Origin of the sequence: Shouchella rhizosphaerae (genome assembly GCF_036700015.1) — a bacterium.
GTDB lineage: Bacteria > Bacillota > Bacilli > Bacillales > Bacillaceae_D > Shouchella > Shouchella rhizosphaerae.
Map to the genome: position 1 here is coordinate 1026277 of NZ_CP144921.1, position 26446 is coordinate 1052722.

Annotated in this window: 26 protein-coding genes and 1 pseudogene; 9 read left to right on the forward strand and 18 right to left on the reverse strand. The window is 45.7% G+C overall.

Going from position 1 to position 26446, the window contains the following annotated elements; translation table 11 throughout:
- Positions 1 to 10: 10 nt before the first annotated feature.
- The gene (locus V5G21_RS05385; RefSeq protein ID WP_338465323.1) at positions 11 to 1015 is read right to left on the reverse strand and encodes a LacI family DNA-binding transcriptional regulator; all 1005 of its coding nucleotides are present in this window, start codon (positions 1013 to 1015) and stop codon (positions 11 to 13) included.
- 232 nt (positions 1016 to 1247) lie between these two features.
- Between V5G21_RS05385 and V5G21_RS05390 the strand changes: the two genes are divergently transcribed.
- Genes V5G21_RS05390 through V5G21_RS05400 form a run of 3 tightly spaced genes read left to right on the forward strand, consistent with a single transcriptional unit; the run spans position 1248 to position 2772 of the window.
- Positions 1248 to 1571: a PadR family transcriptional regulator gene (locus tag V5G21_RS05390; RefSeq protein ID WP_011248198.1), complete on the forward strand. Its 324-nt coding sequence runs from the start codon at positions 1248 to 1250 to the stop codon at positions 1569 to 1571.
- A gap of 2 nt (positions 1572 to 1573) precedes the next feature.
- Positions 1574 to 2002 (forward strand): permease prefix domain 1-containing protein, encoded by a 429-nt coding sequence (locus V5G21_RS05395; protein ID WP_035203098.1) that lies wholly within the window; start codon positions 1574 to 1576, stop codon positions 2000 to 2002.
- Positions 1999 to 2772, forward strand: a complete 774-nt coding sequence (locus V5G21_RS05400; protein ID WP_050748995.1) for a hypothetical protein — start codon at positions 1999 to 2001, stop codon at positions 2770 to 2772. Before V5G21_RS05395 ends, V5G21_RS05400 begins: the two co-directional genes overlap by 4 nt.
- 37 nt (positions 2773 to 2809) lie before the next feature.
- On the opposite strand, the gene V5G21_RS05405 is transcribed toward V5G21_RS05400, so the two are convergent.
- On the reverse strand, positions 2810 to 3877 hold the full coding sequence (locus tag V5G21_RS05405) for a M20/M25/M40 family metallo-hydrolase (protein ID WP_011248201.1): 1068 nt from the start codon (positions 3875 to 3877) through the stop codon (positions 2810 to 2812).
- A 152-nt stretch (positions 3878 to 4029) separates the two neighbouring features.
- Between V5G21_RS05405 and V5G21_RS05410 the strand changes: the two genes are divergently transcribed.
- Positions 4030 to 4314, forward strand: a complete 285-nt coding sequence (locus tag V5G21_RS05410; protein ID WP_011248202.1) for a hypothetical protein — start codon at positions 4030 to 4032, stop codon at positions 4312 to 4314.
- A gap of 49 nt (positions 4315 to 4363) precedes the next feature.
- Here V5G21_RS05410 and V5G21_RS05415 read toward each other — a convergent pair whose 3' ends face one another.
- From V5G21_RS05415 to V5G21_RS05430, 4 genes are all read right to left on the reverse strand, one after another.
- On the reverse strand, positions 4364 to 4687 hold the full coding sequence (locus V5G21_RS05415; RefSeq protein ID WP_011248203.1) for a MazG nucleotide pyrophosphohydrolase domain-containing protein: 324 nt from the start codon (positions 4685 to 4687) through the stop codon (positions 4364 to 4366).
- A 124-nt stretch (positions 4688 to 4811) separates the two neighbouring features.
- On the reverse strand, positions 4812 to 5894 hold the full coding sequence (tagH, locus tag V5G21_RS05420; RefSeq protein ID WP_011248204.1) for a teichoic acids export ABC transporter ATP-binding subunit TagH: 1083 nt from the start codon (positions 5892 to 5894) through the stop codon (positions 4812 to 4814).
- A 15-nt stretch (positions 5895 to 5909) separates the two neighbouring features.
- A complete protein-coding gene (locus V5G21_RS05425) occupies positions 5910 to 6713 on the reverse strand; it encodes an ABC transporter permease (protein ID WP_011248205.1) in 804 nt (267 codons plus the stop codon).
- Between the two features lie 294 nt (positions 6714 to 7007).
- Positions 7008 to 7796 (reverse strand): GNAT family N-acetyltransferase, encoded by a 789-nt coding sequence (locus tag V5G21_RS05430; protein ID WP_212929698.1) that lies wholly within the window; start codon positions 7794 to 7796, stop codon positions 7008 to 7010.
- Positions 7797 to 7969: 173 nt separating this feature from the next.
- Between V5G21_RS05430 and V5G21_RS05435 the strand changes: the two genes are divergently transcribed.
- A complete protein-coding gene (locus tag V5G21_RS05435; RefSeq protein ID WP_338465325.1) occupies positions 7970 to 10630 on the forward strand; it encodes a cation-transporting P-type ATPase in 2661 nt (886 codons plus the stop codon).
- Positions 10631 to 10700: 70 nt separating this feature from the next.
- Here the strand turns inward: V5G21_RS05435 and V5G21_RS05440 are convergent, their stop codons facing one another.
- The 3 genes from V5G21_RS05440 to V5G21_RS05450 all read right to left on the reverse strand — a co-directional run bounded on the left by V5G21_RS05440 (position 10701) and on the right by V5G21_RS05450 (position 14116).
- Positions 10701 to 12188, reverse strand: coding sequence for a glycoside hydrolase family 43 protein (locus V5G21_RS05440; RefSeq protein ID WP_338465514.1), 1488 nt, complete (start codon positions 12186 to 12188; stop codon positions 10701 to 10703).
- Positions 12189 to 12274: 86 nt separating this feature from the next.
- Positions 12275 to 12538, reverse strand: a complete 264-nt coding sequence (locus V5G21_RS05445) for a hypothetical protein (RefSeq protein ID WP_011248209.1) — start codon at positions 12536 to 12538, stop codon at positions 12275 to 12277.
- 81 nt (positions 12539 to 12619) lie between these two features.
- Positions 12620 to 14116 (reverse strand): alpha-N-arabinofuranosidase, encoded by a 1497-nt coding sequence (locus tag V5G21_RS05450; protein ID WP_338465515.1) that lies wholly within the window; start codon positions 14114 to 14116, stop codon positions 12620 to 12622.
- Positions 14117 to 14585: 469 nt separating this feature from the next.
- Between V5G21_RS05450 and modA the strand changes: the two genes are divergently transcribed.
- Together modA and modB are read left to right on the forward strand one after the other, a co-directional pair.
- Positions 14586 to 15350, forward strand: coding sequence for a molybdate ABC transporter substrate-binding protein (modA, locus tag V5G21_RS05455; protein WP_035203118.1), 765 nt, complete (start codon positions 14586 to 14588; stop codon positions 15348 to 15350).
- Positions 15350 to 16015, forward strand: coding sequence for a molybdate ABC transporter permease subunit (gene modB, locus V5G21_RS05460; RefSeq protein WP_338465327.1), 666 nt, complete (start codon positions 15350 to 15352; stop codon positions 16013 to 16015). Before modA ends, modB begins: the two co-directional genes overlap by 1 nt.
- Positions 16016 to 16156: 141 nt before the next feature.
- Here the strand turns inward: modB and V5G21_RS05465 are convergent, their stop codons facing one another.
- From V5G21_RS05465 to V5G21_RS05490, 6 genes are all read right to left on the reverse strand, one after another.
- Positions 16157 to 16786 carry a response regulator gene (locus V5G21_RS05465; protein WP_011248213.1) on the reverse strand — a complete coding sequence of 210 codons (630 nt, stop codon included), beginning with the start codon at positions 16784 to 16786 and terminating at the stop codon, positions 16157 to 16159.
- Positions 16764 to 17828 carry a sensor histidine kinase gene (locus V5G21_RS05470; RefSeq protein WP_011248214.1) on the reverse strand — a complete coding sequence of 355 codons (1065 nt, stop codon included), beginning with the start codon at positions 17826 to 17828 and terminating at the stop codon, positions 16764 to 16766. The genes V5G21_RS05465 and V5G21_RS05470 overlap by 23 nt, the downstream gene beginning before the upstream one ends.
- Positions 17825 to 18544 (reverse strand): cell wall-active antibiotics response protein LiaF, encoded by a 720-nt coding sequence (gene liaF, locus V5G21_RS05475; RefSeq protein WP_011248215.1) that lies wholly within the window; start codon positions 18542 to 18544, stop codon positions 17825 to 17827. The genes V5G21_RS05470 and liaF overlap by 4 nt, the downstream gene beginning before the upstream one ends.
- Before the next feature lie 130 nt (positions 18545 to 18674).
- Entirely contained in the window at positions 18675 to 19316 is a 642-nt protein-coding gene (locus V5G21_RS05480) for a hypothetical protein (RefSeq protein WP_063608509.1), read from the reverse strand.
- A 28-nt stretch (positions 19317 to 19344) separates the two neighbouring features.
- Positions 19345 to 19641, reverse strand: a complete 297-nt coding sequence (locus V5G21_RS05485; RefSeq protein WP_011248217.1) for a hypothetical protein — start codon at positions 19639 to 19641, stop codon at positions 19345 to 19347.
- A gap of 382 nt (positions 19642 to 20023) precedes the next feature.
- Positions 20024 to 20227 (reverse strand): hypothetical protein, encoded by a 204-nt coding sequence (locus tag V5G21_RS05490; RefSeq protein WP_035203124.1) that lies wholly within the window; start codon positions 20225 to 20227, stop codon positions 20024 to 20026.
- Between the two features lie 307 nt (positions 20228 to 20534).
- On the opposite strand from V5G21_RS05490, the gene V5G21_RS05495 reads away from it, so the two are divergent.
- Entirely contained in the window at positions 20535 to 21143 is a 609-nt protein-coding gene (locus tag V5G21_RS05495; RefSeq protein WP_035203126.1) for a cupin domain-containing protein, read from the forward strand.
- 78 nt (positions 21144 to 21221) lie between these two features.
- Here V5G21_RS05495 and V5G21_RS05500 read toward each other — a convergent pair whose 3' ends face one another.
- The 3 genes and pseudogenes from V5G21_RS05500 to V5G21_RS05510 all read right to left on the reverse strand — a co-directional run.
- Positions 21222 to 23882 (reverse strand): glycosyl hydrolase, encoded by a 2661-nt coding sequence (locus tag V5G21_RS05500; RefSeq protein WP_338465328.1) that lies wholly within the window; start codon positions 23880 to 23882, stop codon positions 21222 to 21224.
- A gap of 112 nt (positions 23883 to 23994) precedes the next feature.
- A complete protein-coding gene (locus V5G21_RS05505; RefSeq protein WP_338465329.1) occupies positions 23995 to 25026 on the reverse strand; it encodes a LacI family DNA-binding transcriptional regulator in 1032 nt (343 codons plus the stop codon).
- 6 nt (positions 25027 to 25032) lie between these two features.
- Positions 25033 to 25179, reverse strand: a pseudogene (locus tag V5G21_RS05510) (carbohydrate ABC transporter permease); the annotation flags it as partial.
- Positions 25180 to 25728: 549 nt separating this feature from the next.
- Between V5G21_RS05510 and V5G21_RS05515 the strand changes: the two are divergent.
- A complete protein-coding gene (locus tag V5G21_RS05515) occupies positions 25729 to 26433 on the forward strand; it encodes an MIP/aquaporin family protein (RefSeq protein ID WP_338465331.1) in 705 nt (234 codons plus the stop codon).
- The last annotated feature ends 13 nt before the right edge of the window (positions 26434 to 26446 follow it).

Here is a 26446-nt window from a genome sequence, read left to right on the forward strand (position 1 = left end):
CTCTCCTTCATTAACAAGATTGCCTGCACTTTAAGGTTGGCTGAAAGCGGTGAGTGCGAATTTCTGAATGTTTTTTGCCTCCATTGATTTCTTGCAGCAGTAGCTCAGCAGCTTTATGGCCCATCGCAAATGTCGGCTGAGCTACAGTCGTAATGGATGGATTAAAAAAGTCAGCAAACGTCACATCGTCAATCCCAATTAGTGCAATTTGTTCAGGAACATCGATTTTTTGTTGTTTGATCGAGCGCAGCAATTCATACAAAACTAGATCATTTCCGGCAATAACGGCTTCAGGCGGAGTTGGCAGTGCCAGCATGTCGGCAAGAAAATGGGGGGCTTCCTCTACTTGCCCCGCCGCAACATACGCTTCCTCATATTCGAGCCCTGCTTCACTAATTGCCTTCATAAAGCCGTCCCGCCGTTCCATTCGCGGGGTAATTTCCTCTAAAAGCGGTGGGAGCACTAAACCAATTCGGCGGCGACCACTTTCTGCTAATGCATTGACTGCCAAACGCATCGCTTCTTCATTATCGGCAAGCACAGCATTTACAGGGACACCGTGAATGAGTCTATCGATAAATACAAGAGGAAAATGAGCAGCGACGAGTCCATTAAATAACTCCTTATTGTCGCTTGTAGGAAAAACGATCAACCCATCAACTTGCTTTGCCCGCAACATCTCCACGTACTTTTTCTCTTTCTGGGGGTCGTTATCTGCATTGCAGACAATGACATGGACATCATAGGCATGACATGTATCTTCAATCGCACGAATCACTTCAGTAGAAAAACTATGGAGTATATTGGCGACAATGACGCCAATCGTTTGCGTTTTTTTCTGCCGCAAACTTCTCGCCACCGCATTTGGGCTATAGCCTAACTCATGAATCGCCTGTTCGATTCGGCTCTTTGTTTCTTCGCTCATATAGTGGTAGCGTTTGTTGAGAAATTGCGATACGGTGCTTTTTGATACACCTGCAAGCTTTGCTACGTCTGCCATTGTGACGCTGGCCATTCAATTCCTCCTTTACTAAACCGATTTAGTAGTAAACTTAATTGCATTCTAACGTTTTGTAAGCGCTTTTTCAAGTGAAAATATAAAAGTGCCTATAAAAAAGTTTTTCTTTATAAAAAATTACTTTGACAGACAGAGCAATTAATAGTACGATTACTCCATCAGATAGTACTCTATGAAGAAGAGTAATTTTCATTTTTATTGATTCGCTAAAAAGAGGTGATCCAACTAAATGCGCAGTGATGTATTGAGGGGCCATATCGACTCAATCGTGCTTAGCCTATTAGCAACGAAGGATAGTTACGGCTACGAAATTTCAAAAGAGATCGCCCGTAAAACCGATGGCCGCTTTGAAGTAAAAGAAGCTACGCTTTACGCCGTCTTCCAACGGCTGGAGAAAAAAGAATTGATTGTATCTTATTATGGCGCCCGCTCTCATGGAGGCAAGCGCAAATATTATTCCATAACAACGTTAGGCAAAGCGTATTTGCGCGAAATAACGGTGGAATGGAATGAACTAAAGTCAGTCATTGACCTATTTTTGAAGGGAGTTTAGTGATGAAAACAATCCGCAACCACGTTGACCATTTATTCCGCGATGTGCCAGAAAACGAGGAAACTTTGTTAATGAAAGAAGAAATTATCGAAAATCTAGAAGAAAAAGTCGACGACCTCATTCGGGAAGGAAAATCACAAGAAGATGCCATCAATAAAGCGATTGTGGAGTTTGGCGATATTTCCGAAATCGAGCAAGCCTTTCAGGAAGAAGAAAGCAAACCGGCTCCACATTGGCTAAAAAAGTCGCGAGCGCGCTTAAATCTTGAATTCTCTTTGTGGGGAAGCGCCTTGCTTATTGCACTGTTCGCTTTCATTAATTATTACTATACCCCTACTGTCATCTGGTTCGTTTACCCTACGTTTGCCGTGCTGTGGTGGCCGCTCTCACTCTTTTTCCATTGGCGCAAACAGAAAGGCGGGCACCAATGATCGTTCTTTTTAATTTGGCGGCTCATGTGTTTATTGGCGTTCTGTTTCTTATTAATTTCTTGACCACCCCTGGAGATTGGTGGGCCCTGTATCCAGCCGGACTACTGTTATTAAGCTCGCTCAGCATTATGCTAGATAGAAAACTGGGTTATAAGCTTTATGCCTTCACAATGGCGACTGCATTCATCGTTTATTTAAGTTTTGTCAATTGGGTACAAACGCCCGATTATCCTTGGATCTTGTATATTTGTTTCCCATTATTATGGTGGCCCCTTTCCGCCTTTTTTGGCCAAGCGAGCCGCTCGCTCTTTTTCGCAAGCATGGCGTCAAGTTCCATGATCCTATATTACATTCTCCTTAATATGTTTTGGGAAACCGGCTTTCCGTGGGCTCTTTTCCCGGCATTCATCCTCCTATGGTGGCCTTTGTCTATAGGCGTTGCCCGCCGCCCGCTTGCTTACGGGGTCCTGGGAACGCTCCTTTCATCTGTTTTTTTCATTGCTATGAACTGGATCACGACACCTGAAGCCATTTGGGCCATTTACCCGATCTTTGCTCTTATTTGGTGGCCGATGTCCATCGCTCTCTACAAAAAACCATTCGCCTTCTCACTGGCTGGCTCTGCCTTGCTCATTGTGTTTTTCGTAGCCGTCAATGTGTTGACAACACCCCTTACCCCTTGGGCGGTGTTTGTGATTTTTGCCGTTTTATGGTGGCCACTTGCTATGTACGTTTACTGGCATAAACAGAAAAAGCGCCATTCGTTTTAGCAAAAACAAAAAAAAGAGGCGTCCGCCTCTTTTTTTGCTAGGTTGCCGGCCAAACGACTGGGCGCAGTTCTTCTTTGCCCGTTAAGTTTGCAATAAACTGAACCAGCAACTCAATTTCTTGTTCCATATCTTGTTTCGAAACGACTTCACGGGGAGCGTGCATATACCGGAGTGGCAACGATACGAGCGCAATCGGCACACCCTCGCCTGTCAAGCGCATGCGGTCAGCATCGGTGCCTGTGTTTCTAGGGGTCAGCTCGTATTGGACATCAATGCCTGCCTTTTTGGCTGTACGTTCAAGCAGCGCATTGATGTTGCGATTAATGGGCGCTCCTTTTGCCAACACTGGCCCGCCGCCGACTTTCACATCGCCGTATTTTTTGGCATTCACTGTCGGATAGTCCGTCGCAAAAGTGACGTCAAGGGCGATGGCGAGATTAGGCTTAATCCCTGCTGCGGCGAAGTAAGCACCGCCCAAATTGGTTTCCTCGTTAACTGTGCTGACAGCATACACGCCGACCTGAGGGCGTTTTTGTTGGAGGCGCCGCAATATTTCGGCAACCATAAAGGCACCGCTCCGGTTATCCAGGCCCCTTGCGCTTAAGCGATCACCAAGCAAATCCATCGCCCCATGGCTATAGACGGCATAATCGCCAATTTGCACATAGGTTTTTATTTCTTCAGCCGAAGTAGCCCCGCAATCAATGAAAAGGTCATCGAATGAAAAGTTATCGCCCGCGCCGCCATGGTGTTCTGCATTGGTGCCAAACACGCCCGTGACGTTGCCATTGCTGCCAAGTATCGTCACTTCCATGCCAAGTGCTGGTTTATGGCTAATTCCCCCTAGTTTTTCAACGTATACAAAACCATTTTCATCAATCGCTTTGACTAAGAAGCCAATTTCATCGCAATGCCCTGCCAGCAGGACATTAAATGGCGCCCCAGTGTTCAGCGCGGCAATTGCATTTCCAGCTTCGTCCGTATAACACGCATCAGCAAATGGCGCAACATAGGTAAGCCATTTCTTTTGAATTTCTGCTTCTAGCCCTGATGGGGAGGGCGTGGATAGCAACTGATGTAAAAATTGTTGTGCTGAAGATTCCATGAAAGCCTCTTCCTTCCTAATAAATAACGATCTTTTTTCATTTTACTAAATGCGAACGTTAAAAGCGAATAGGCGAATCGTAAATCTAGTGAGTCGTTTGTTGAATAACGTGCTATACTACCAGTGGAACAATTACGTGATGAGGTGAACGTATGGTAAGCCGTGTAATGAAAGGTCTTGGCGGGGTATTTGAAGGCCTTTTGGCCATCCCCTTTTTTGGTGGACTGTTTATCCTATTGTCAGGTTACTCGCCTTTATGGTTCATGCTTGTCTTTCATATTGTCGGCCTTCTGTTGGCCGTTGCCTCGAACCGTGGCAAAGCAGGGCATATCTTTGGCATAGCGACATCGGTGATTGGCTGGATCCCGTTTCTGGGCTGGCTCTTTCATGTCATTACCGCAATTATATTGCTCATTGAAGCTGCAGTGGACCGCTAGCAAGGACTTTATCTGTACGAAAAAAAGGAGGGGCCCCCTCCTTTTTTTGTTACAAACTTTGCGCGTAGCGTCTGCTTAGCTTTTTTTGATGAGCCGCGAATACATCTTCCAACGTAAGGTCGTAATGGCTGGCAATCATGCTAATATTGCCAAGCACATCCCCTAATTCCTCAGCAAGCTGGCGGCGGTTCTCTTCCATGGTCGCAACTGTTTCATCTGGCCTGTCACGGCCAATTTCCAGCGCTCGGATTGCACGGGCAAGCTCTCCTGTCTCTTCCGCTAAAAACCCCATGCGAATAAAGATGCCGAAATCAGCCCAGCCTCGTTTCTCATAATAGTTCGCTACCCAGTTTTGAAAATCATTGCTATTCACGTCACTACCACCCCATATTTAGATTACAACTCACATTATAACACTAAATATAGTGTCCAGGCTGTAGTCGTGCCATTATTGACAACTTCGTTCTAGTAAAAGGATGGCGTGTGTGAGCACAAGATCATAGACTTACATCGGAATTGTCTATATCGCCCATGCTGGTCCCTGCTTGCACTTCAGCGCCAACCGCTACTTGTTCCAACTCCTCACTGCCTGAACCATCCGTCAGTTGAGGCACCACAAGAAAATAAGCAGCAGTTAAAAAGATGACTGCGAACACGACAAGCTGGCTAAAAAACCAAACAGCGCTCTTGACTGCTTGTTTGTCCCTCTTTGGCTGTACAATTGGTTGTGTTCCATCGCCGCCAGAACCTGCTTTTCCGTTTTCTTGCTCCTCGTATAAGGATGGGGCAAGGGAGCGCATTTCTTTCAATTCTTGCTTGTGTGCTTCTTTTTCTTCTTTGGAGAGCTTATTAAACCAGTTAATGTAGTCTTCGTACTGTTTAATGACTTCGTTTTTGTCGCCGAACTCCCGGACTTCGCCATTATGAAGCCATAACACCCGGTCAGAGAGATTTTTGATCTCTTTTATATTGTGGCTAATAAACACGATCGTTTTGTTTTGCGCTTTAAACTCATCAATTTTGTCTTTGCATTTTTGGTAAAACGTTTTGTCGCCAACGGACAATGCTTCATCGACAATTAATATATCGGGGTTTGTATGAGCAGAAATGGCAAACCCTAAACGGGATTTCATCCCTGACGAATAACTTTTAACTGGCTGGTCAATAAAATCGCCAATATCGGCAAATTCTTCGATTGCTGGCATCAGCTCTTCAATTTCTTTTTTGCTGAAACCATGCATTAAACATTTTTGCTCAATGTTTTCGTAGCCATTCAAATTTTTGTTTAAGCCGACATTAATGGCGATCAATGATGTTTCACCATTCACCGTCATTTCGCCTTCCGTTGGGGGGATGACGCTAGCTAAAATGTTGGATATCGTCGATTTTCCTGACCCATTTATGCCGATGACACCGATTGTCTCGCCTTCATAGACTTCAAGGTTTATATCTTTGAGGGCATAGAAGTCACGGTGCTGCTCACGGGTTTTCGGAAAGAACATCGCCTTTAACTTCTCGGTGTTGTTCCGATAAAGCGTATATTTCTTCGATACGCCCGTTAATATCATTTTCGGGTTCATATTTGCCTGCCCCCTTTATAAATAGTCAACAAAGCTGTTTTTAAATTTATAGAACACATGGGAACCGATGAAGCCAATTAACAAAATTCCAGACCAGAAAAAGGCCATATACGTCAAATCTTCATAAAACCAGCGCCCACCGATAAAGGTGTCCCGGAACCCTGTCATAATGTAATAAAATGGATTCATCTGCAAAATTGCCAACAACTTCTCTGGCATCGACGCCGGCACCCAAACAATTGGCGACAAGAAAAACAGCATCCGCATGCCTGCTTGTAAAAAATTATAGTAATCACGGATGACCGTCGCTATCGTAGCACTAAACAAAGTAAATACATATAGGAACGCGTATAAGCACAACAAGTAATAAGGCAGCTGCAACAAATAAGCACCCGAAAAAACCGAGTAAATCACCAATACAATGCCAAGAACGCCAAGCATGACAAAAAAGCTAATCGAATTACCGACAATAACAATTGACGGCAGCACGCTGACAGGAAACTTCATTTTTGACACCATATTGATTTTTTTGTGTATGCTATTTGACGCTTGCAGTACAGTAGGACTAATAAAAAACCATGGGATTAAACCGCATAAAAGCCAAACAAAAAACGGCGTGTCCCCCACATCTTTCCCTTGGCGAATCCCTAAACCAAAGATCACGAAAAAGACAACGACTTGCATGAGTGGGCTAAACAGTTGCCAGAGCGCCCCTAAGTAATGAAGCTGGAACTTGCTCCTCTGCTCAAATGCAGCGAGGCGGAAAATAAGATGTTTGTTGTCGTATTGCTCTTTCAGCAATTGAAAAACAGCCTTCATAGCTTGTACTCCTTGATGGTAAATTAGCTGCACTTTTAGCAAAAACGCGTCAGCCAAGCTTTAAAACAATGTTCTGGCCTGTTTGTCAGTGCGCTATATTTATAGTCTTCACATCCCTATATCATACCATCTACAAATCTCGAGCGCCATTATTGAAATCCGACAAAATTGCGGAAAACAAGCGCCTAGTTTGGACAATCATAAAAAACAGTGCTTTTGACATAGCACTGTTTCGAATGCAGCGCTTCGCTGCATGTTCCGTTAACGAGCCTTTTTATCGGCATCTCCCTGTGTTCAATAAGCATACATCATCCACAAGCCAATGTCAGAAAAACCAATTCGCTTATAGATAGCGCCTGCAGCTGGATTGTCATAGAACAAGCACGGCTCCTTGCCTTCAGCGATCAAGTCGCTACAAAGCCTGGCAACGCAAGCACTCGCAAAGCCTTTTTGTTTGTGCGTCTTTAATGTTGCCACGCCAACAATCATGGCTGAAGCGGAATTTTCCGCAGTCGTTGATGCGCTAGAGACGATCTTCCCTTGGTCTTTCACATAAATCGCTCTTGCAAAACCAGTTTGTAAATGTTGGCGCTTTGTCTCTACATTCGTAGGCAAAGAGTCAGCAAACTCAGGAATTTGATCTAAAAATGTTTGTAAGGCTTCTGCATCGTCAGGCGTCGCTTTTTCCAGTTTAACCGGAATATCCGCTTCGCTGTATTCGACACGTGTGCATTTCGCATAATACATTTGCCGTTTTTGTTTATACGCAGGCAAATAAGTTGCCACTTCCTCACAAACAGATTTCAACCCAGACATCCGTTTAAACGAGTCGTCATTGATCATAATGTTTGCGAAAGCTTCTGCCGCAAACGGCTCTTTCCCATAAGGAATGTACGATTCATAGTATTTTAGCAAAACCGCGTTTAGCTTGCCTGTTTCATCAAATTCCCCCCACAGACGCTGGAAATCGGTTTCAAAGCCAAACGCCTCTATATCGCCAATGATAAATAAGTTTTCGGCCGCTTGCTGTTTTAAAAATGTTAAACAATGTGCTTTATCGTCTTGTGTTAACAATCGAATCATCGCTTTTTCCTCCCCATACCGTTTTGTCTATTATAAGGAAAAATCGTTTATCCGATAAGAAAAAGTCCAATAGTCTATAAGTTGGATCAAACTCATTGCCAAACGCGTTTTTGTCCTACCTGCTCATGCATGAAAAAAGACAGCCGTTACATAATACTAGGGAGGTGAAGCGAATGGAGAATCAATGGCATGCGACGACAATTGACAATGTAGAAAGTGCGTTACATACAAATCAAACGACTGGGTTAGAAACAAAAGAAGCAAATCGGCGCTTGCATGAAAATGGACGCAATGAATTGCCAGAGAGAAAGAAAGACTCAGAACTGAAAAAGTTTATCCTGCATTTTAACGATGTGTTAATTTATGTTCTTCTTGCCGCCGCCCTTATTACTGCTTTGCTCGGCCATTACATCGATACAAGCGTCATCCTCCTTGTTACGATCATTAATGCTTTTATTGGCTATATTCAAGAGAGCCAAGCGGAAAAAGCGCTATCTGGCATTAAAGCGATGCTTAGCTTAAGCGCGAACGTCCGCCGCAACGGCGAGCGCCTTGAAATGGAAGCGGCGGAAGTCGTTGTCGGCGATGTCGTTGTCTTAAGCGCTGGCGATAAAGTGCCAGCCGATATCCGTTTAATAGAAGCACACAACCTTCGTGTTGAGGAGTCGGCGCTCACAGGCGAATCGACGGCTGTTGATAAACAAACAGATGTTCTTGATACGGATACTGTGTTAAACGACCGCACCAATATGGTATTCTCGGGCACGTCCGTCGCCGCGGGAAGTGGCGTCGGCATTGTCACGGCGACTGGCCCGGCAACGGAGCTCGGAAAAATCAATGAAGCAATGGCTGCTGTTGAATACACACAGACACCGCTCTTGCGCCAAATCGCCGCGTTTGGAAAAACAATTGCTCTTTTTGTCGTTGGCATCGCCGTCGTCATGTTTTTATTCGGCTACCTATTCCGCGGCTTTGCTGCTGGGGAATTGCTCTTATCGGTCATTGCCTTGGCAGTCGCCGCGATTCCAGAGGGGTTGCCTGCGATTTTATCAATCATTCTAGCTGTCGGCGTCAAACGGATGGCTAGACGAAACGCGATTATACGCAGCCTTCCTTCTGTTGAAACGCTAGGCTCTGTGTCTGTCATCTGTTCTGATAAGACGGGGACGTTAACAAAAAATGAAATGACGGTAACAACCGTAGAAACGACCACAGGCAGTTACTCGGTGACAGGAACGGGCTACGCCCCTGAAGGCAAGATTGTCCCTAACGCTGAGACAGGCAATGAAGCGAGCCCTGTGCTAGAGCGCTTTCTTGCTTGCGTCCAAACATGCAACGACGCCAGTTTGCGCCAAGACGACGATGGGCAGTGGACAATTGACGGCGACCCAACGGACGGGTGTTTTTTAACACTTGTACGTAAAACGACATTGGACTTGCCTCGTTATACAGTTGTTTCGAAAATCCCCTTTGATTCTGAGTACAAATATATGGCCGTATTAGCAGAAACAAACGGCAAGCGCGTGCTCTTTGTAAAAGGCGCTCCTGATCAAATTTTCGCCATGGCCGAACAAAACAGCGACGTTCCGTTTGACCGGGTTCATTGGGAAAAACAAATGTCTGCCCGTGCCAATTCTGGCGAGCGCGTACTTGCTGCAGGATACAAAGAAATGCCTGCTCAGGCAGACTCCATCGGCCATCATGATTTAGCTAAAGGAGTGACGTTTTTAGGTTTGGCCGGTATTGTCGATCCGCCAAGAGAAGAAGCAATAGCCGCCGTCCAGGCATGTAAAAAAGCAGGCATTCAAGTCAAAATGATCACAGGTGACCATGGAGACACGGCCAAAGCAATCGGCAAACAACTTGGCATCGGCGACGGGGCAAAAGCCCTTACAGGCAAAGAGTTGGATCAAATGAGTGATGAAGAACTAGACGAAGCGGCTACGAACACCCACATATTTGCGCGGACAAGCCCGGAGAATAAATTACGGCTTGTCAAATCGCTGCAAAAGCAAGGGCATATTTGCGCAATGACAGGAGACGGCGTCAATGATGCTGCTGCCTTAAAGCGGGCTGATATTGGGGTAGCGATGGGCATCAAAGGCACAGAAGTGACAAAGGATGCAGCAAAGATGGTTCTTGCCGACGACAATTTCCAAACGATTGTCCATGCTGTTGAAGAAGGACGCCGCGTCTACGACAATGTCAAAAAAACGATTCTCTTCATTTTGCCGACGAATGGAGCAGGGGGGATTTTAATTGTCGCGAGCATTTTTCTCGGTATGTCGATGCCGCTTACCCCTGTACAAATCCTTTGGGTCAATATGGTTGTCGCTATTACCGTTTCCCTTGGCCTTGCTTTTGAACAACTAGAACGAGGCGCTATGCAACGCCCGCCTCGAAATCCAAAAGCAAAGTTGCTTTCCCCCTATTATCTTTTCCGGATTACAGCCGTTTCGGCCATGATTGGCATTGGCACGCTTTGGATGAATCATTTTATGCAAACGAGAGGCTACGAAGGCAGCACGCTACAAACGATTATTTTGCAAATGTTTGTCATGGCGCAACTTTTTTACATGTTTAACTGCCGCAGCGAATTGGACTTTGCCTTCAATCGCAGCTTCTTTCAAAACAAAGTTGCATTCGCTGTCGCCTTTCTCTTGCTTCTATTGCAGCTTGCCTTAACGTACATTCCGTTTATGAATACGGTCTTCCAAACAACGCCACTAACCGTCGGGCAGTGGGCGATTCCAATTTTAATGGGTTTGTTTGTGTTCACTGTCGTAGAAATCGAAAAGCGGATCACAAAAACGCTGTCGCAAAACTCTAGGTAAGTCCTAGAGTTAAGCGACAGCAACAGGTTTTTCGAGCACTTAGGTGTCGGGATGAGGTCATGCAAGAGAATCAACGATCTCTTTCGATTTGACTGCCCCAAATCGCGACACCTTCATCAGATAAGGCCGTAAAGGTCAGCATTTCCCTATTGGACACTGGGTCCCATTGGCGGATGAAAACGCCGTTATAGGTAGCGCCATTGATTCGCAACTCTACATCGTAATCGCCTGTTTTTTCCCACGTTCCTGTCACAGCGCCTGAAAGTTGCTTGTTCGTCTCTAAACGGATGGTTGTGGACTCCTTGATGTCAGCCGTGATCTCCTTGCCATGATTAATGAACTTGTAGTCACCAACTACGTCTTCGTCTTCTATTTTAGCCAATGATTCCCCTGTATAACGGTAAGGAGCTATGACTGGCCAACCTTTTTCATTCATCACCATTTGGTGTACACGAATTTCGTGTACTTCTCCCCGCCCAGGGAAACGGGTATGGAAAAAGAGAAAGACCTTTCCTTTTTCTTCATCATAGAAAACAGAATTGTGCCCAGGGGAAACGTAGCCTGTTCCCAAACTTGAACCTATTTCACCTGGCTCACGTTTAAAGAAGAAATTGCCCATTTGTTTGGCGCCAAATGGCTCAATCGAAGCATCATCAAAAAATGTGCCTGGTGCCCCTTTCGCGTCGCTCATGAAACGCCCTTCTGCATCGACATAAGGCCCCGTCGGCTGTTTTGCTCGTGCTACACGCATATTATAGCCACCCGTCGCATCTAGCCCGCCAAAAGTCAAATACAGATAATAATAGCCAGTTGTGTGGTCATAATGGATGTAAGGGGCCTCAATCCGGCTATGGTTCCCGCCTGTTAAGTGAGTGCCGTACCCTTGCCCAGGCAGCGGAAATCCCGTGTCCGCGTCCATTTCCAAAATAAAAATTCCCCCCGAGTAAGAGCCATAGACCATCCAAAGCTTCCCTTCATGATCGAAGAATGTGTGGGGGTCAATCGCATTTGGGTGAACATTGGCATCGTAAATGGTTCCGTTTGGGCTTTCTTCTCCCCACATTCCTGACTTCAAAAACACGCCCAAATTTTTATAAGGCCCTTCAATGTCATCGGCCACGGCAACCCCTAATGCAGACCTTGGGGCGTCCCCTTGGCACGCATTGTAATACATATAATAACGGCCATCTTCAAGCTGGATCACATCGGCCGCCCAGAGCGTATCGCTGTTTGCCCATTCAAATGCTTCTGCTAGTTCCTCATAAACATTTGGGATTAACGGATTGCCATTGTGGACATGAGTGGAGATTTGCTGCCAATTCAGTAAATCACTTGTTTTCGCTGAAGCCAAATGAGAACCAAATACATAATACATCCCGTCTGCTTGAATGACGGAAGGGTCATGGACAGACGCTTCTGTAAACGTCGGTGCACCGCTTATTAGTCGTTGTTTGTGAAACACCTGGTTCTGTCGGCTGTCACCTGCTTGTGCAGGAGTGGCAATCGCCAAGATGAACATAAACGCTAGCAAGCTACTGAACAATCGCTGTTTGCCCATTCTCACTTGCAGTCCTCCTCAAATAAATTGGTCGGCACCGTTTCGTTTCTGACTTCATTACGAAATTTCATATTGAACGTGAAAACTTACCATTTTCCGCCGTCTGGATGGGGACAACCTTTGTTTTGAAGCCTGGCAACGTACTGGATCAACATTCCACTATGCCGGCACGTTGTTTCGTACACTAACGCTGAACATTGGCCGCATTGGCTGAGGCGCCGGAAATACTCCGCTGTTGTGGCCAAAGGCTCGTTTTCCCGCTCGCCATATTCTGCAATAAGCCGCTCCAATTCACTTGCGGTTAATCGCACACTTGCCATACAGCCTTTACAAGGCGGTTCATTCATCATTGGCTCCCCCTTTCATGCATGTTCATAGCCTTTTTTCAAATCAGGGGCTTCCCTTTATTGGAAGCCCTGATTTATAAAGATTTACGGCCTGATTGTTACTCGCAAAACAGAAGAAGGAGGAACATCTAGCTTCAGTTCCTGTCCACTGACAGATGTCGGCCCATACGCCACAGGCTCGACTTTATTCGGTTGTTCAAATGTGTTATGCGCATTTAACTCATTTGCTGTTAGCAGTTCGCCAGAAACGTTAGCAGCAGACAGCGGCTTCTCTATTCCTTCAAGTTTGAGCGCTAGTGATGCAGCATGGTTTGGATCAAGGTGGCAAATACTAATATGAATGGCTCCGTTGCTATCTTTTGAGGCTGTAGCTGTAATGGCTGGCAGCTCTTGCTCATCGTAGCGATACAAACCGGCATCTGTTTTGACTTCTAGCCTCGTCGCATCTTGATGGACTTTATACATATGAAACACATGGTAAGTTGGCGTGCGTAGCATTCGCTCTCCTTCGGTTAAAACCATCGCTTGGAGCACATTGACCATTTGCGCGATATTTGCCATGTGGACGCGGTCGTTATGCTCGTGGAAGATGTGGAAATGGACGCCCGCCACCAACGCATCACGAATCGTGTTTTGCTGGTATAAAAAACCTGGATTTGTCCCTGGTTCTACATCGAACCACGTTCCCCATTCATCTACGATTAAGCCTACGCGCTTTTCGGGGTCGTATTGATCCATGATTGCTGAGTGCCTCGTCAGCAAATCATCCATACGAAAGGCTTTTTTCAATGTTTTAAACCATTGCGACTCATGCTTATCTAAGGCTGCGCCTTTTTCATTCCAGTTATCACCAGGCACCGTATAGTAATGCAAGCTTAACCCGTCCATTAACTGGCTCGCTTCCCGCATTAACACTTCCGTCCAGTGGTAATCGTCAACATTGGCTCCACCGGCAATTTTATAAAGCTTGTTGTTGCCGTAATTCCTAACATACGTTTGATAACGACGATAAAGGTCAGCGTAATATTCGGCTCTCATATGACCGCCACAGCCCCAGTTTTCGTTTCCAACGCCAAAGTACGTTAAACGCCACGGCTCCTTTTTGCCATTCTCTGCACGCCAATTTGCCATTGGCGATTCGCCGTCAAATGTCATGTATTCAACCCATTCTTGCATTTCTTGGACCGTTCCGCTGCCAACATTTCCGCAAATATAAGGTTCAGCCCCGAGCAGTTCACACAACCGCAAAAATTCATGGGTGCCAAAGTGATTGTTTTCAATGACACCGCCCCAATGGGTGTTGACCATCCGTTTGCGGCTTTCTCTTGGGCCGATGCCGTCCTTCCAATGGTATTCATCGGCAAAGCATCCCCCAGGCCACCGCAACACCGGAATATTGAGCTCTTTCAAGGCTTCAAGCACATCAGTGCGAATTCCGTCTGTATTTGGGATGGAGGAGTCCTCACCAACCCAGAGGCCTTCGTAAATACAACGGCCTAAATGCTCTGAAAAATGGCCATAAATATGCTTGCTAATCGTTCCTCGTTGTAAATCTGTATACACTTTTACTTCTCGTTCCATGTTTTTCAGCCTCACTTTATCAATAATGGATGAAATCGCCGCCATTTGGCACCGCTTTCAAAAACTTGTACGAATAATCTAGCGGCCAGCAGCATTGTCATAAAGAAATGTTCCACACCATTTTAAACACTTGGCCTTAAACAGCCGTTCAGCCCTATCGTTTTCCCTCCCCTTTTACGGAACAATACAAAATAGTGCACCTCCTCACACCTCTTTACGTTCATATTCCTTTAGCCACCTTTTTATTTACTTTTTATGGAAAATATTCAATTTTATCTTTAGTTTAAGTGTGTGTGAAAATACCGTCAATAACTCGATAAAAGAATGTTACAAATTTATATGGATAAGATTCGTTTTAGTTCGTTTTGTTACTATCGTTCCCAAGGCCGTTTGGATTGACTTTCGCCAAGCATTGCCTTAGCCTTTTTATCAAAAAGGATACTCGAATGAGCGGATAGGAGAAACGATGATGAAACGACAACTGCCTACTTGTGCCTGTGCGCTGTTATTTATGATTTTAGCAGGCTGTACCCCTTCTGGAACAAGCCCGGAAGCAGATGATGGGATTCATGTGATGGCGGCAGCGAGTTTGACGGATGCATTAACAAAATTAGAGTCTATGTATGAAGAACAAACAGGGGAAACACTTGTGATGAACTATGGTTCGTCTGGAAAGCTGCGGCAGCAAATCAATGAAGGCGCACCAGCGGACGTGTTTCTGTCGGCTTCTGTTGCAGATATGGAACAAGTAGCCAATGCCGACAACCTTGTTGACTCAGTGAATCTACTTGAAAACAAGCTCGTCCTTGTAGCTGCACCTGAAGTTGCCGACAGCCTTAGCGAATGGGATGACCTAACGAGCGCTCAATTGCGGAGCCTTGCCATCGGACAAACGGAAACAGTCCCTGCCGGTCAATATGCGAAACAATCGTTAGAAACGTTAGGAATGTGGGATCAACTCGAAGAATCCTTCATTTTTGGCAGCGATGTCCGCCAAGTGCTTACCTATGTTGAAACCGGGAATGCCGATGCTGGCCTCGTCTATCAAACGGATGCGGAAACATCGGATCAAGTGACGATTGTGGCAGAAGCTCCTGAACACTCACACGAACCGATCTATTACCCAGTCGGGCTCATCAACGACAATGAAAAAGCTCGCCATTTTTATGAATGGCTGCAAACAGATGAAGCACTCGCCGTCTTCGAGGACTTCGGCTTTTTAGGAGCTTCCTAATGGCTGCAGAAGCATTTTGGACACCGATTTTCGTTTCCGTTCGTGTCGTATTAGTGGCGGGAGCACTTGCTTTTGTGACTGCGCTCGTGGCAGCTGCTTTCCTTAAAAAAAGGCGTTTTCCAGGCAAGCTTGCCTTAGAGACAGCATTGATGCTGCCCCTCGTCTTGCCGCCTACAGTGATTGGCTTTTTGCTGCTTGTTTTGTTTGGGCGCCGCAGCTTTATCGGCGCATGGTTTGAATCACTATTTGGCCAGCCCATCGTCTTTACTTATTTAGCAGCTGTCATAGCTGCTGCCGTTGTCGCGTTCCCGTTAATTTATCAAACGTTCGTCAACGGCTTTGAAGCAGTCGATAGCGACTTAGAAGAGGCAGCCCGGCAAATGGGGGCAAGCGAATGGCAAGTTTTTTGGAATGTAACGTTTCCCTTATCTTGCAAAACAGTCGTGTCAGGGGGAATGCTCGGCCTTGCAAGAGCACTTGGCGAGTTCGGCGCTACCATGATGTTTGCCGGCAGTATCGAAGGCGTCACACGAACGATTCCAACAAGCATCTACATAGCAACAGAATCAGGAAATATGGTTTTCGCCTTTTATTGGGTTGCGTCTATTATTGTGTTCGCGTTTTGCCTGTTGGCGGCAGTACAGCGGTTAAAAGCAAAAAGCTAACCATTGATCGGTTAGCCTCATCCCAGTTTGTTATTATCGTCTAGTGCTTCTTCACTTATCGATGCTGTCTCATGAGAACACACACCGAAGTCTAGTAAAAAAGAACGGTTCGCTCAGCCTTGGTCATCAGTAGACAAGGCTTTATGAGCCGAACAATTTTTCTTTTAGCGCATAGATCACAGCTTGCGTCCTATCTTCCACTTCTAACTTGGCCAATATATGACTAACATGGGTTTTGACCGTTTTAATCGTTATGTAAAGCTCTTCACTAATTTGTTGGTTGGTCTTCCCTTCCGACATGAGCTTTAAAATTTCCAATTCCCGTTTTGTCAGGGCTTGGTGTAACGGGACATTGGCGGTAAAAGCTGAGATCATTTGCCCTTGTACTTTGGCATCAAGCACCGACTCGCCATTGTATGTTTTTCGGATCGCTTCGGCAATTTGCATCGCACTAGACGTTTTTAACACGTAGCTCGTAGCACCTGCCTCCAGTACAGGACGGAGCTTGTCACTGTCCACAAAACTTGTCACTACGACGATTTTTGCCTGAGGCCAGTTTGCTTTGATCTGTTTGGTGGCTTCGATCCCGTCCATTCCATCCATAACGAGATCCATTAAAATGACATCTGGCTTTAACTGAAGCGCCAACTTAACGCCTTCCTCGCCATTGGCCGCCTCTCCAGCGACATGGAGGTCTTCCTGGGTCGACAAGAACGCCGAAACCCCCATCCTCACCGTTTCATGGTCATCAACGATTAGCACTTGGATCATCCTCTTCTCCTCCTTTTACGATCGGCACCTTGACCTCGACGCTTGTGCCCTGGCCTGGAACGCTAACAATCCGCGTTGTCGCGCCAATTTCTTCCGCTCGTTCTTCAATGCTGTTTAGGCCATAGCCACCTGTGTGTTCTTTGCGGTCAAAGCCTACCCCATCGTCTGTAATCTTTAAAAGCGCAAATTGGTCAAACTTGTCGTAGTACAAGCTAATTTCTTTTGCCTCAGCATGCCGCAAGGCGTTGGCAATCGCTTCTTGGGAAATACGGAAGAGCTGATCCTCAATGCCTGGTGAAAGGGGAGCGTCGGCAATCCGTACAGAAAATGATAGCGGATGCTTTTCGGCAAGGCTGTCTACGAGCTGTTCGACGCCTTCTTTAAAGGATTGGTCTTCCAATTGGATAGGCCGTAGTTGCAATAGCAAAGCGCGCATGTCATTTTGGGCGTCATTCACCACTTTTTCAATTTGCTCGCACCGTTTTTGCAGTGCTTCTATATCTTGGTTTTTCCCATTTACAGCCGCCGACAAGAGCATCGATGCCGCATACAATTGTTGCGAGACCGAATCATGGAGTTCACGGGCGATCCTATTTCGTTCTTGTGATACGATTTCGCTTTTTAACTGGCTTTCTTTTTCAGCCCATTGTTCCATCAATTTTTGTGAGCGATCTGCCTGCTTGCTCATCCGTCGTTCCATGTCAATAATCAAACTGCTCGCCTCTTTAAAATCGGCAGACATCTGACCAGCTTGTTCTCGCCCTTTTTCCATATGGCCATCACTTAATTGTTGCAATGCCCCGCGAATATCATTCATTCCCCGCTTCCAAATGAGCATAGCAACAACGTAAACAAGGATCGCAATCAACGTAAAAATAGCAACAAGCCACAATACAGGGGGAACATTGTAAAAAATAGGGTCAATTTTTACAAATGACTCCCAATGAAATAGCCCGATTGTAACAAAGTACCAGCTAATAAACCCAGCACAAACAGCCAAGATGCAGAATGTAAGGACGCCTACCTTTTGCATTGATTTCATCGGTAAATCACCTCAATATCTCCTGCGACAAGGGATGTGTAAATCCGCAGCTTCCGCGGCGCCTCATCATATTGGCTATTTTTAATGACGACATTTTGGTTAAAGCCCGTTTCTTCGTGGTCAAATACAACCGTTTGCCCGAAGATAGCGGAATGCTCAACAGATACGCCTGCATCATAAGGGACATACAGCTGAATACGGCCGATAAACCCGCGAACGATCACAATCGTGTCTCCTACTGGCAACACGGTATTTTCAAAATGGACATTCGTAGTACCAATGCCCGAAAGAATATTAATATTATCACTGCTAAAAACTTGATCTTCAGCACGCTGATCGCCAAAGATCAAGTTTTTAAAAAACAGCGCTTTTTTTTGCCGCACAGCTTCACCCGTTGGTTGATCGCCAATGTTGACATTCACCCGTCGCGGTTTACGCATTTTTCCCCAAAACAAATAAAGTGAATAAAAGAGCAAGCCGTATAGTGTAATGATAAAAAACGTAGAGGAGAACAACGTGAACACAAACATGATGATCCCGATATAAAAAGCAAAACGCCCTTTTCTGCGGCTCATTCGCTTTTGCCCATAATAAATAAAGCCTGCTGCAATGATTAGCATAATGAGTGGTCCAACACTTAATACCAATTCTAGAAGGGCAGCAACCAGCAAGGCAAAGAATATATAAGCAATAATGTCCGTTCGATTCTTTTTCATTTCTTTGCTCTCCCTTCTAAAAAATGGCCCGCCTGCTAAATATAGGCGGGCTCGTTTTATGACGCTATAAGACGGTAGACATTCGTTCGCGTCTTTCGTTGGTCGACAACCTCTATTATACTATAAGGCTTTACGGTGCAACATCGCTTTTTTTATCTAATTGCTGCTTTAATTCCTCAATTTGCGCATCAAAACTAGGTTGTTTCTTCAGTGCTGCCGCTTCACTCTCTTCAGTTTGCTCGTTCTCGTCTTCTTCATACCCATCAAGATCGCCGTTCTCCTCTGCATAATACGTCCATTTTGCCGCATTTTTTTCAAGCTTGGCTTCTTCCGTGCGAGCAATAAAATCAAGCTGCATGCGGCGGATTTTTTTGCGGAGAAATTCCAACTCCCGGCCTCGTGCTTCTAATTTTTTCACTCTTTCTTTTTGCTCTTCGTAGGAATCACTGTATTCACTTGCAAGTTCTTGATAAGCTGCCAATTCACTTTGTGCTTGAGCGATTAATTCTTCCACCCCGGCAGTTTCAGCGATTTCTAATTGCTCCGCCCGTTTGCTGGCCATCTTTTTGGCGTCTTGCCACTCTTGGTAAAAGTAACGTTCTAGTTTACGCTGCTTTTCAATCGATTGTTTCCATAATTTCAACTGCTTGTCGAGTTTTTTTGATTCAGCTTCATACTTGCCATCATCTGTTTGAAAAGGCTTGTCGTTACGATCAAGCACATGTTCAATGTCAGCTTGCACTTGTTCTTTTAGCTGTTTTAGAAAAGACATGTCGTTTAACTCTCCTTTGTTTTCTATATTAAACCTCGAAATCATATTCCTTCATTTCTTTCCATTTCTCATAAAGCTTGACTAGCAAATAAAGAGCACCGACACCGATGATTCCTGGCAAGCTGCCAACCGCAAGGCATACGCCAATTAGCAAAATCACCCACCAGAGCACTTTCATAATTGTTTGGTTGTTTAGGGCAGCTTGGCGCCAACCAAAGTATGCCAATACTGCGCCTGCGCCTAGGCCAATGATCGCCCCTAGCGATGATAGCACTATGATTGCAAGCACAATGGCTGCAACGACCATCCATCCACGTTTTGTCAATGTCGTTCACCTCCTTTGGTGTAAGTTCTGTCGTCCATACATTTATTGTAGACAGTTGCGCCGTTTGGCAAAACGAGCGGCAGATTGAACTTCGTCTGCGACTAGAGGCTGAGACACGAATCAACTTTTTAAGGACACCCATTTACGAGACAGAAAAAAACACTGTATGGAATCACACAGTGTGAAAGCAAATGAACACATACTAGATAAGAATCGAGCCATTCGGCAAAAACCCCATTAGACTTCTATCTATCAGCATTTGTTTGTTTATGGCAAAACGTGCGAATGTACTGCTTGCCTTGCCTATGCAAACAACGGAATCGTACATATAGTACTAGCATAGAACAGAAAGGGGGAATAAAACATGAGCTTTTACAGCTACTCAAGCAACTTTGAAGATTTTTCCCATAAACACAAGAAACACAAAAAGCACGATAGGGACGACAGACACGACAAGTGCGATAAGTGTGACAGGCACGATAAGTGCGATAAGCATGATCGACATGAGCGACACGAGCGACACGACCGACATGACAGGGACAAATGCGATTGCCATTCTTTCTTTAAACACATTGCCCGTGGCCAATTTGTCGTTGTCTTTCTAAAAGGCGGAGGCTGCGTCCGTGGCGAGTTTGTTGATGTCCGCAAAAACTTAGTGTTCTTAGCAAATTGTGACTGCCACAAAAAATCAAGAATCGTAACCATTTGTTGCGATGACATCACTGCTGTCGAAACGTAAGCAATCTTTAGGGCTTCTTGGCATTTGCCAAGAAGCCTTTTCTTGAGTGAATGAAATAAGCGTTTAACTTAGCTAGGATCACGGTGGGAACAAACTCTAAGTGTGCTAACCTTTTCCCTCTATGCATACAATGACAAAAAAGGGAGGAGTGTACATGAATACGTCCGTGTTGCAGTCACCTTCATTGAATTTAGCAGGCGACTCCACAAGAACACTTAATTACCAACGAGATCCACAAAACTATATTACTCAGTTGTTTGCTGCCCAACTTCCCGCCATCCCCACGGGATTTTTTAATGTCCATATGAGCACAGGCATTGTCATCACGCCACATTGGCATACGAACGCCTCAGAGCTTGTATTTGTCATTTGCGGCAAAGTACAGGCATCCGTTTTTAATCCATTCTCCCAAAAGCTGCTTACATACGAGCTTGTTCCTGGGCAAGCGGTCGTCTTGCCAAAAGGGTGGTTTCATTGGATTGTCGCTTTAACAGATGGAACTCATTTACTGACGATTTTTGATAAACCGACACCTGATATTGTCTACGGTTCTGATTTCCTTCGCTTTACGCCGGGCAGCATGATGGAGCTTGCTTATTGCGTCAATGGCAACGCCTATGAAAACGTAGTGGCACCGATTCAGGAATCGGTCATTCTAGGGCCGCCGACATGGTGCAACGAGAAAGGGCAGCATCCGAAAGGAACCGCCTCATACAAGCATTACTATACAGAACACCCTCAACCGCAAACATACCGATACTAATCACGTTTGTTTTACAAAAAAAGCCTGTTAACCGCCGTTTGGTCGCTCCGGTTAACAGGCTAGCTTGGCATTTACACGCTATGGCCTAAATGTGTACCACTCTGTCTCGTATTGAGGCCCTTCTCGTTCATACGTAAACCGGTACGTTAGTTCATCTCCTCCGCTTACACCTTGAATGGAATAGTGCCATTGTCCGTTTCCTTCATTCATGCGGACATTTTGCTGGTCGCCGCCATTTAAACGATAATGAAAGTCAACGTAACGAGCTGGTGCCGTTGGTGAAAAAGCAATGACCGTCTGGTTATGATCTTGTGCAACTGTAACAGAATAATGGTCATGCTCATGTTGGTCTCCGTTCCCAGGCTCGTTAGGTTCTGGATTAGGGCCAGGGTTTGGCTGTTCAATCGGAGGCCCCACATCGGTGGCGTTCGTGTAAAAGCTGTTTGCCTCGACTTGGGCGGTGTGGCCGTCAGTAAACGTCACTGTTGTTGGTACATCACGATAGTTGTAGGCGACATATATACGCTCGCCATTTTTGGTAAAGACAGCATATGTTGGCGTATCGGCTTGTACGGTAGGGTCCACCTGGCCAAGGGCATGCAAGCTAGTAACCCATTGGTACGTCTGTGCTTTCGTGCTGCCTCTTTCGATAATTCGTTCATCCCCTGGATTAAACTCGCCATAATCATCGATTTTGGCGTTCATTTGCGAGACGGCATCGCTTGGATTGGTTAAAGCACGATACGCCCACACCATATTCGCCCACAAGTTCCAATCCGTTGAGCCATTGCGCGTATACAATTCTTGATAGGCACGCTCGACATAATCAGGATGATGGCCTAAGTATAAGGCGCCGCCATGCAGGGGGAGCCAATTGATCGCGTATTTTTCGACCATGCCAGAATGCCACCATGTCGCATGGTCCATCTTGCCACCCCAGTTGATCGTCACAATTTCAGGTTTGTATGCTTCCGGATGGATTTCGTCATAGACATCAAAGAAGTATTCATTAATGGCGCTCATTTCCGTTGTATACAAGTAAATAGCGCGGTCAAGCAATTCCGAATCATTTGTTGCCTCAGCCCATAAAATTAAATTGGTCCAAGCATGCATGGCTTCAGAAGATGATTCTTGGTTATTGCCTGAGTCAAACGTGGCTAGGCCGTCTGCCCAGGAGTGCCCAGAGTAAGGGTCAAACATGCGCAAGTATGGAAACATGTCATCATCGCGCCCCCCAGCAAAGTCACGGATCAACAAATCGATCATGGCGCCCCACTCTTCATCGTTTGCCCATTCTGGATCGACCCGGGCAATTTCAGCAGCTGCTTTCACAAAATAGCCGTAATGGAAATGGTGGTCATTGATCCGTACCGCTGATCCATGGGCGGCATGATACCCAAGCAACGTTCCCCAATTTTCGTTATAGTAGAAAAGATTCTTGCTCTTTAACCGTCCATCCTCGTCGGTGGCCACAAGCCAATCTTCCAGCTGCACTCGCAGTTCATCTCGAAAAGAATCGCCAAGGGCTTCGTCACCTACTTGGTCGGCAATTGGCGCAAGGTTAGCTAGCTTCCCTAAATACTTGCCAAGTTCATACGTATCTTGGCCTGTTGGGTAATCGGCTTGTGCTTCTTGCAAATATCCGTGCAGGCGATCCGTATCGGTCCCGACATTTGGCAGGCTCGGCAATACGCCTGTATATTGAAGGGTTGTTTCAAATTCGTTGCCTGGGAGCAGTTTCATATCCCCGCGAATCGTAAAAATCGTTTGCTCCAACAATTGTCCTTCTGAAGTTGCTGCTAAATGGCGGTATTGATGGGGGTATAAAGCAAAAATGGTGCCTTCTTTCGCTCCTGGGACCTTTGCTTCGGTTTCTACTGAATAAACAGTGCGGACTTCCCCAGTATCATGGTCAACGCTATATTCTGCCCTTGAGTCACGTACAACGGAAAAGGCATATTCTTCAAATGTGTGGAGGAGCTCATCGGTTGCTCCCGGCAGTTTCGCCACAGAGATAAACGACGCGTCATTTTCCCATTTATTTCCTTGCAGTTGCCAGTCAAATCCATCTGGCGCATAGACAGCATAATGCTTATTGTCATGGGTGGAAAAACCAATGACATTGCCTTGATTGGCCCAAACCTGCGGCTCAATTGGGAAATCGATCTCCGCATGCCCCCCTTCATACTCGGCAAATATATAGGGGGAACCGACGCCATAAGTGAGGCGAAGCATGGCATCGCCGTCTTGCAACAACCCACTCACATACCAATCGCTAAAGTCATCGACTTTGGCATCTTCAAACGAAGCGGTAGCCGAATGGCCAATAGTAAAGTCCGTTGAGATCGCGCCTGTAATATGCCACGTGCCAGCCTCGGCATTTTCATGGACAACGACATTATGAGGCGCATCATAAAACACATTTAAACCATTTTCTTGATGCTTGACGCTAAACGGATGAGGATAGTGGTTGTTTGAAAACCGATCAACTGAAAGAGAGCTCCACCAACGGTTCGTTGGCATTGGCCCGTTCACGTTTTCCGTACGGTAAATGTGCTCAGGAGGTTCTTGTTGTTGCTCAGCGTAGCCTGGATCAGCAATTGAATCGAAATCAATCGGTGGATATTCGAGTGAATAGCTCCCTTTCCCCACTTCCTCGACGACAGATTGAGCAGATATTTGCTCGATCGGAGCCATGAGCAACATGCCCAATACCACTGCGGACCATTGTTTCTTCATATGACGCCTCCTAGAATTATTGCAAACGAAATCGGTTTCGTTATCGACCAAAAAAACAAACCACTACTCTTTTTCGATCGCGATTCTAGCGACAAATGAAACGAATGTTACGTTACAGCAAAAGAGAAGCGGTTGTTTCACGACCAATTAACTCAGGTTCGACTAAAATCCGGGCTGTACTTGCCCTGCCGGCAATAAAATCAAGCAACATCAACGCAGCGAGTCTCCCTATTTTCTCTTTATTTTGGCGGACCGTTGTAAGTGGCGGCTGCACGTATCTTGCGGCTAGCTGGTCGTCACAGCCAACAAGCGAGACATCGCCTGGTATCGATACTCCTAGTTCTTGCATAGCCCTCATAAAGCCAAATGCCATCAAATCAGAGGAAGAAAAAACAGCTGTCGGTTTCTGAGCGTTTCCCTTAAACAAGGACAAACCTGCCTCATACCCACTTTGTTCAAAGAAATCCCCTTCAATTACCCATTCTGGGCGGAGCGTCAGCCCGTATTCATGAATGCTTTCGCGAAACCCTTTTAGCCGAATATTCGAAACAGCCGATTCGTTTGCCCCTCCAATGTAAGCGATATCACGGTGGCCTTGCAAATAGAAATAGTCGACAACCGATTGGGAAATTTTTTTGTTATCGGTCATCACGTAGCCTGACTTTGGCCCATCTAATTGAATGTCCACACCGATACAGGGAATTTCACTTTTTGTTAAATCCTCAATCGATTGCTGGACATCTTCCCCAGCAATAATAATGCAGCCATCCACTTTATAATAAAGGCATCTGGCATAGAAATTTTCTTCCTTTTGGAATGTTTCATCGGAAAAAAACAACAAGTCGTACCCGTGCATGCCAATCGTCCGTTTAAACGCGTTGAGCACTTCAATAAAAAATGGGTGGTCAAAATCTGCATTTATCCGCCCTGCATAAACAACGCCAATGAGCTTTGACGTTTTTTGCGCCAATGTGCGCGCAGAGTGGGAAGGCCGGTATCCTGCTTCTTCCATAATTCGAAAAACCCGTTCTTTTGTTTTCTGACTCACATCAGGGTAATCATTTAGGATTTTTGAAATGGTCGCTTGGGAAACACCGGCTTTTTTAGCAATGTCTCTAATCGTAATTGCATGGTTCTCTTTCAAACGACTCTATCCTTTCACAGCGCCTTGCGTCAAGCTATTAATAAAGAAACGGTTGAATAGTAAAAAGATCGCAATGAGCGGAGCTGTTGCCCAAAGCGTGCCTGACATTATCATACCATAATCATTCACGTACGAATCATTAAGAGAACGCAAACGAAACCGGTTTCGGTAATAGTGTAAACGCTTCCTTTTCCATTTGTCAATGTATAATTCCTATTCATTATCGCCTAGCCGTTTTTCCTCCTATTAGGCAGTACAGATGACCATTGAGATTGGCGACGTTGTCTAAACATTACACAGGCTCGCTTGTTCAATAGACGTACAGACGAGGACACTAGCCCTACCTTATATCCGTTCTTTCCGTCCTTTCCCACACGGCATTTTCACCTTTCATCGCTCATCAATAGGCTAATAAAAAGGCATTCCAAAGCTAAAAATAGTTCTACCCTTTGTAAGAGCGAATACGATTTTAAAGAGTCATTGTGTAGATTTTCCCAATTGTCGATGTATCCGTTTACAAATTTGTTAAAACAGGATATAATGCGGGGACAAGTTAAAGTGAGAGCTGATGAGCAAATGAGAGGCAGCCTTATAACAGCGTCCTGCGCGACCCTGTGATTAAGGCTGCTCTTTTTTATGCAAATGCAGTTTCGTTTCTTCCAATTTGGCTTTCGGCTTGACACTATGAAGGAGGTACGAAAAATGGCAGAAATCATGGCAGAGCTTATCGGCACTATGGTTCTTATCATTTTTGGTGCTGGCGTTGTCGCCGGTGTGACGCTAAAACAATCAAAAGGAGAAGGGGCAGGCTGGATTGCGATTTCGGTAGGCTGGGGCTTTGCAGTAGCGCTTGGCGTTTATGTGGCCGGCACTGTGAGTGACGCCCATTTGAACCCTGCTGTCACGCTTGGATTTGCTGCCATCGGACAGTTTCCTTGGGCGCAAGTACCTGGCTATATAATCGGACAGTTAGCCGGAGCCTTTCTTGGTGCCGTTATTGTCTTTCTTCATTATTATCCACACTGGAAGGCAACGGAAGATGCAGGAGTTAAACTGGGCGTATTTGCAACTGGTCCGGCGATTCGCCACCTCCCAGCCAATTTCTTAAGCGAATTAATTGGCACTGCTGTATTGGTATTCGGGTTATTGGCTATTGGCGCCAACACATTCAGCGAAGGATTGAATCCAATTGTCGTTGGCTTGCTCATCATTGCGATTGGCCTTTCCCTCGGGGGCACGACTGGCTATGCCATTAACCCAGCACGTGACCTAGGGCCACGCCTTGCCCACGCTTTATTGCCAATTAACAAAAAAGGGCCATCCGATTGGACTTATGCATGGGTGCCCATTCTCGGGCCATTTGTTGGCGGTATTGTTGGCGCTGTTTTTTATACCCTTATTTTCTAAACAAAGGAGACGA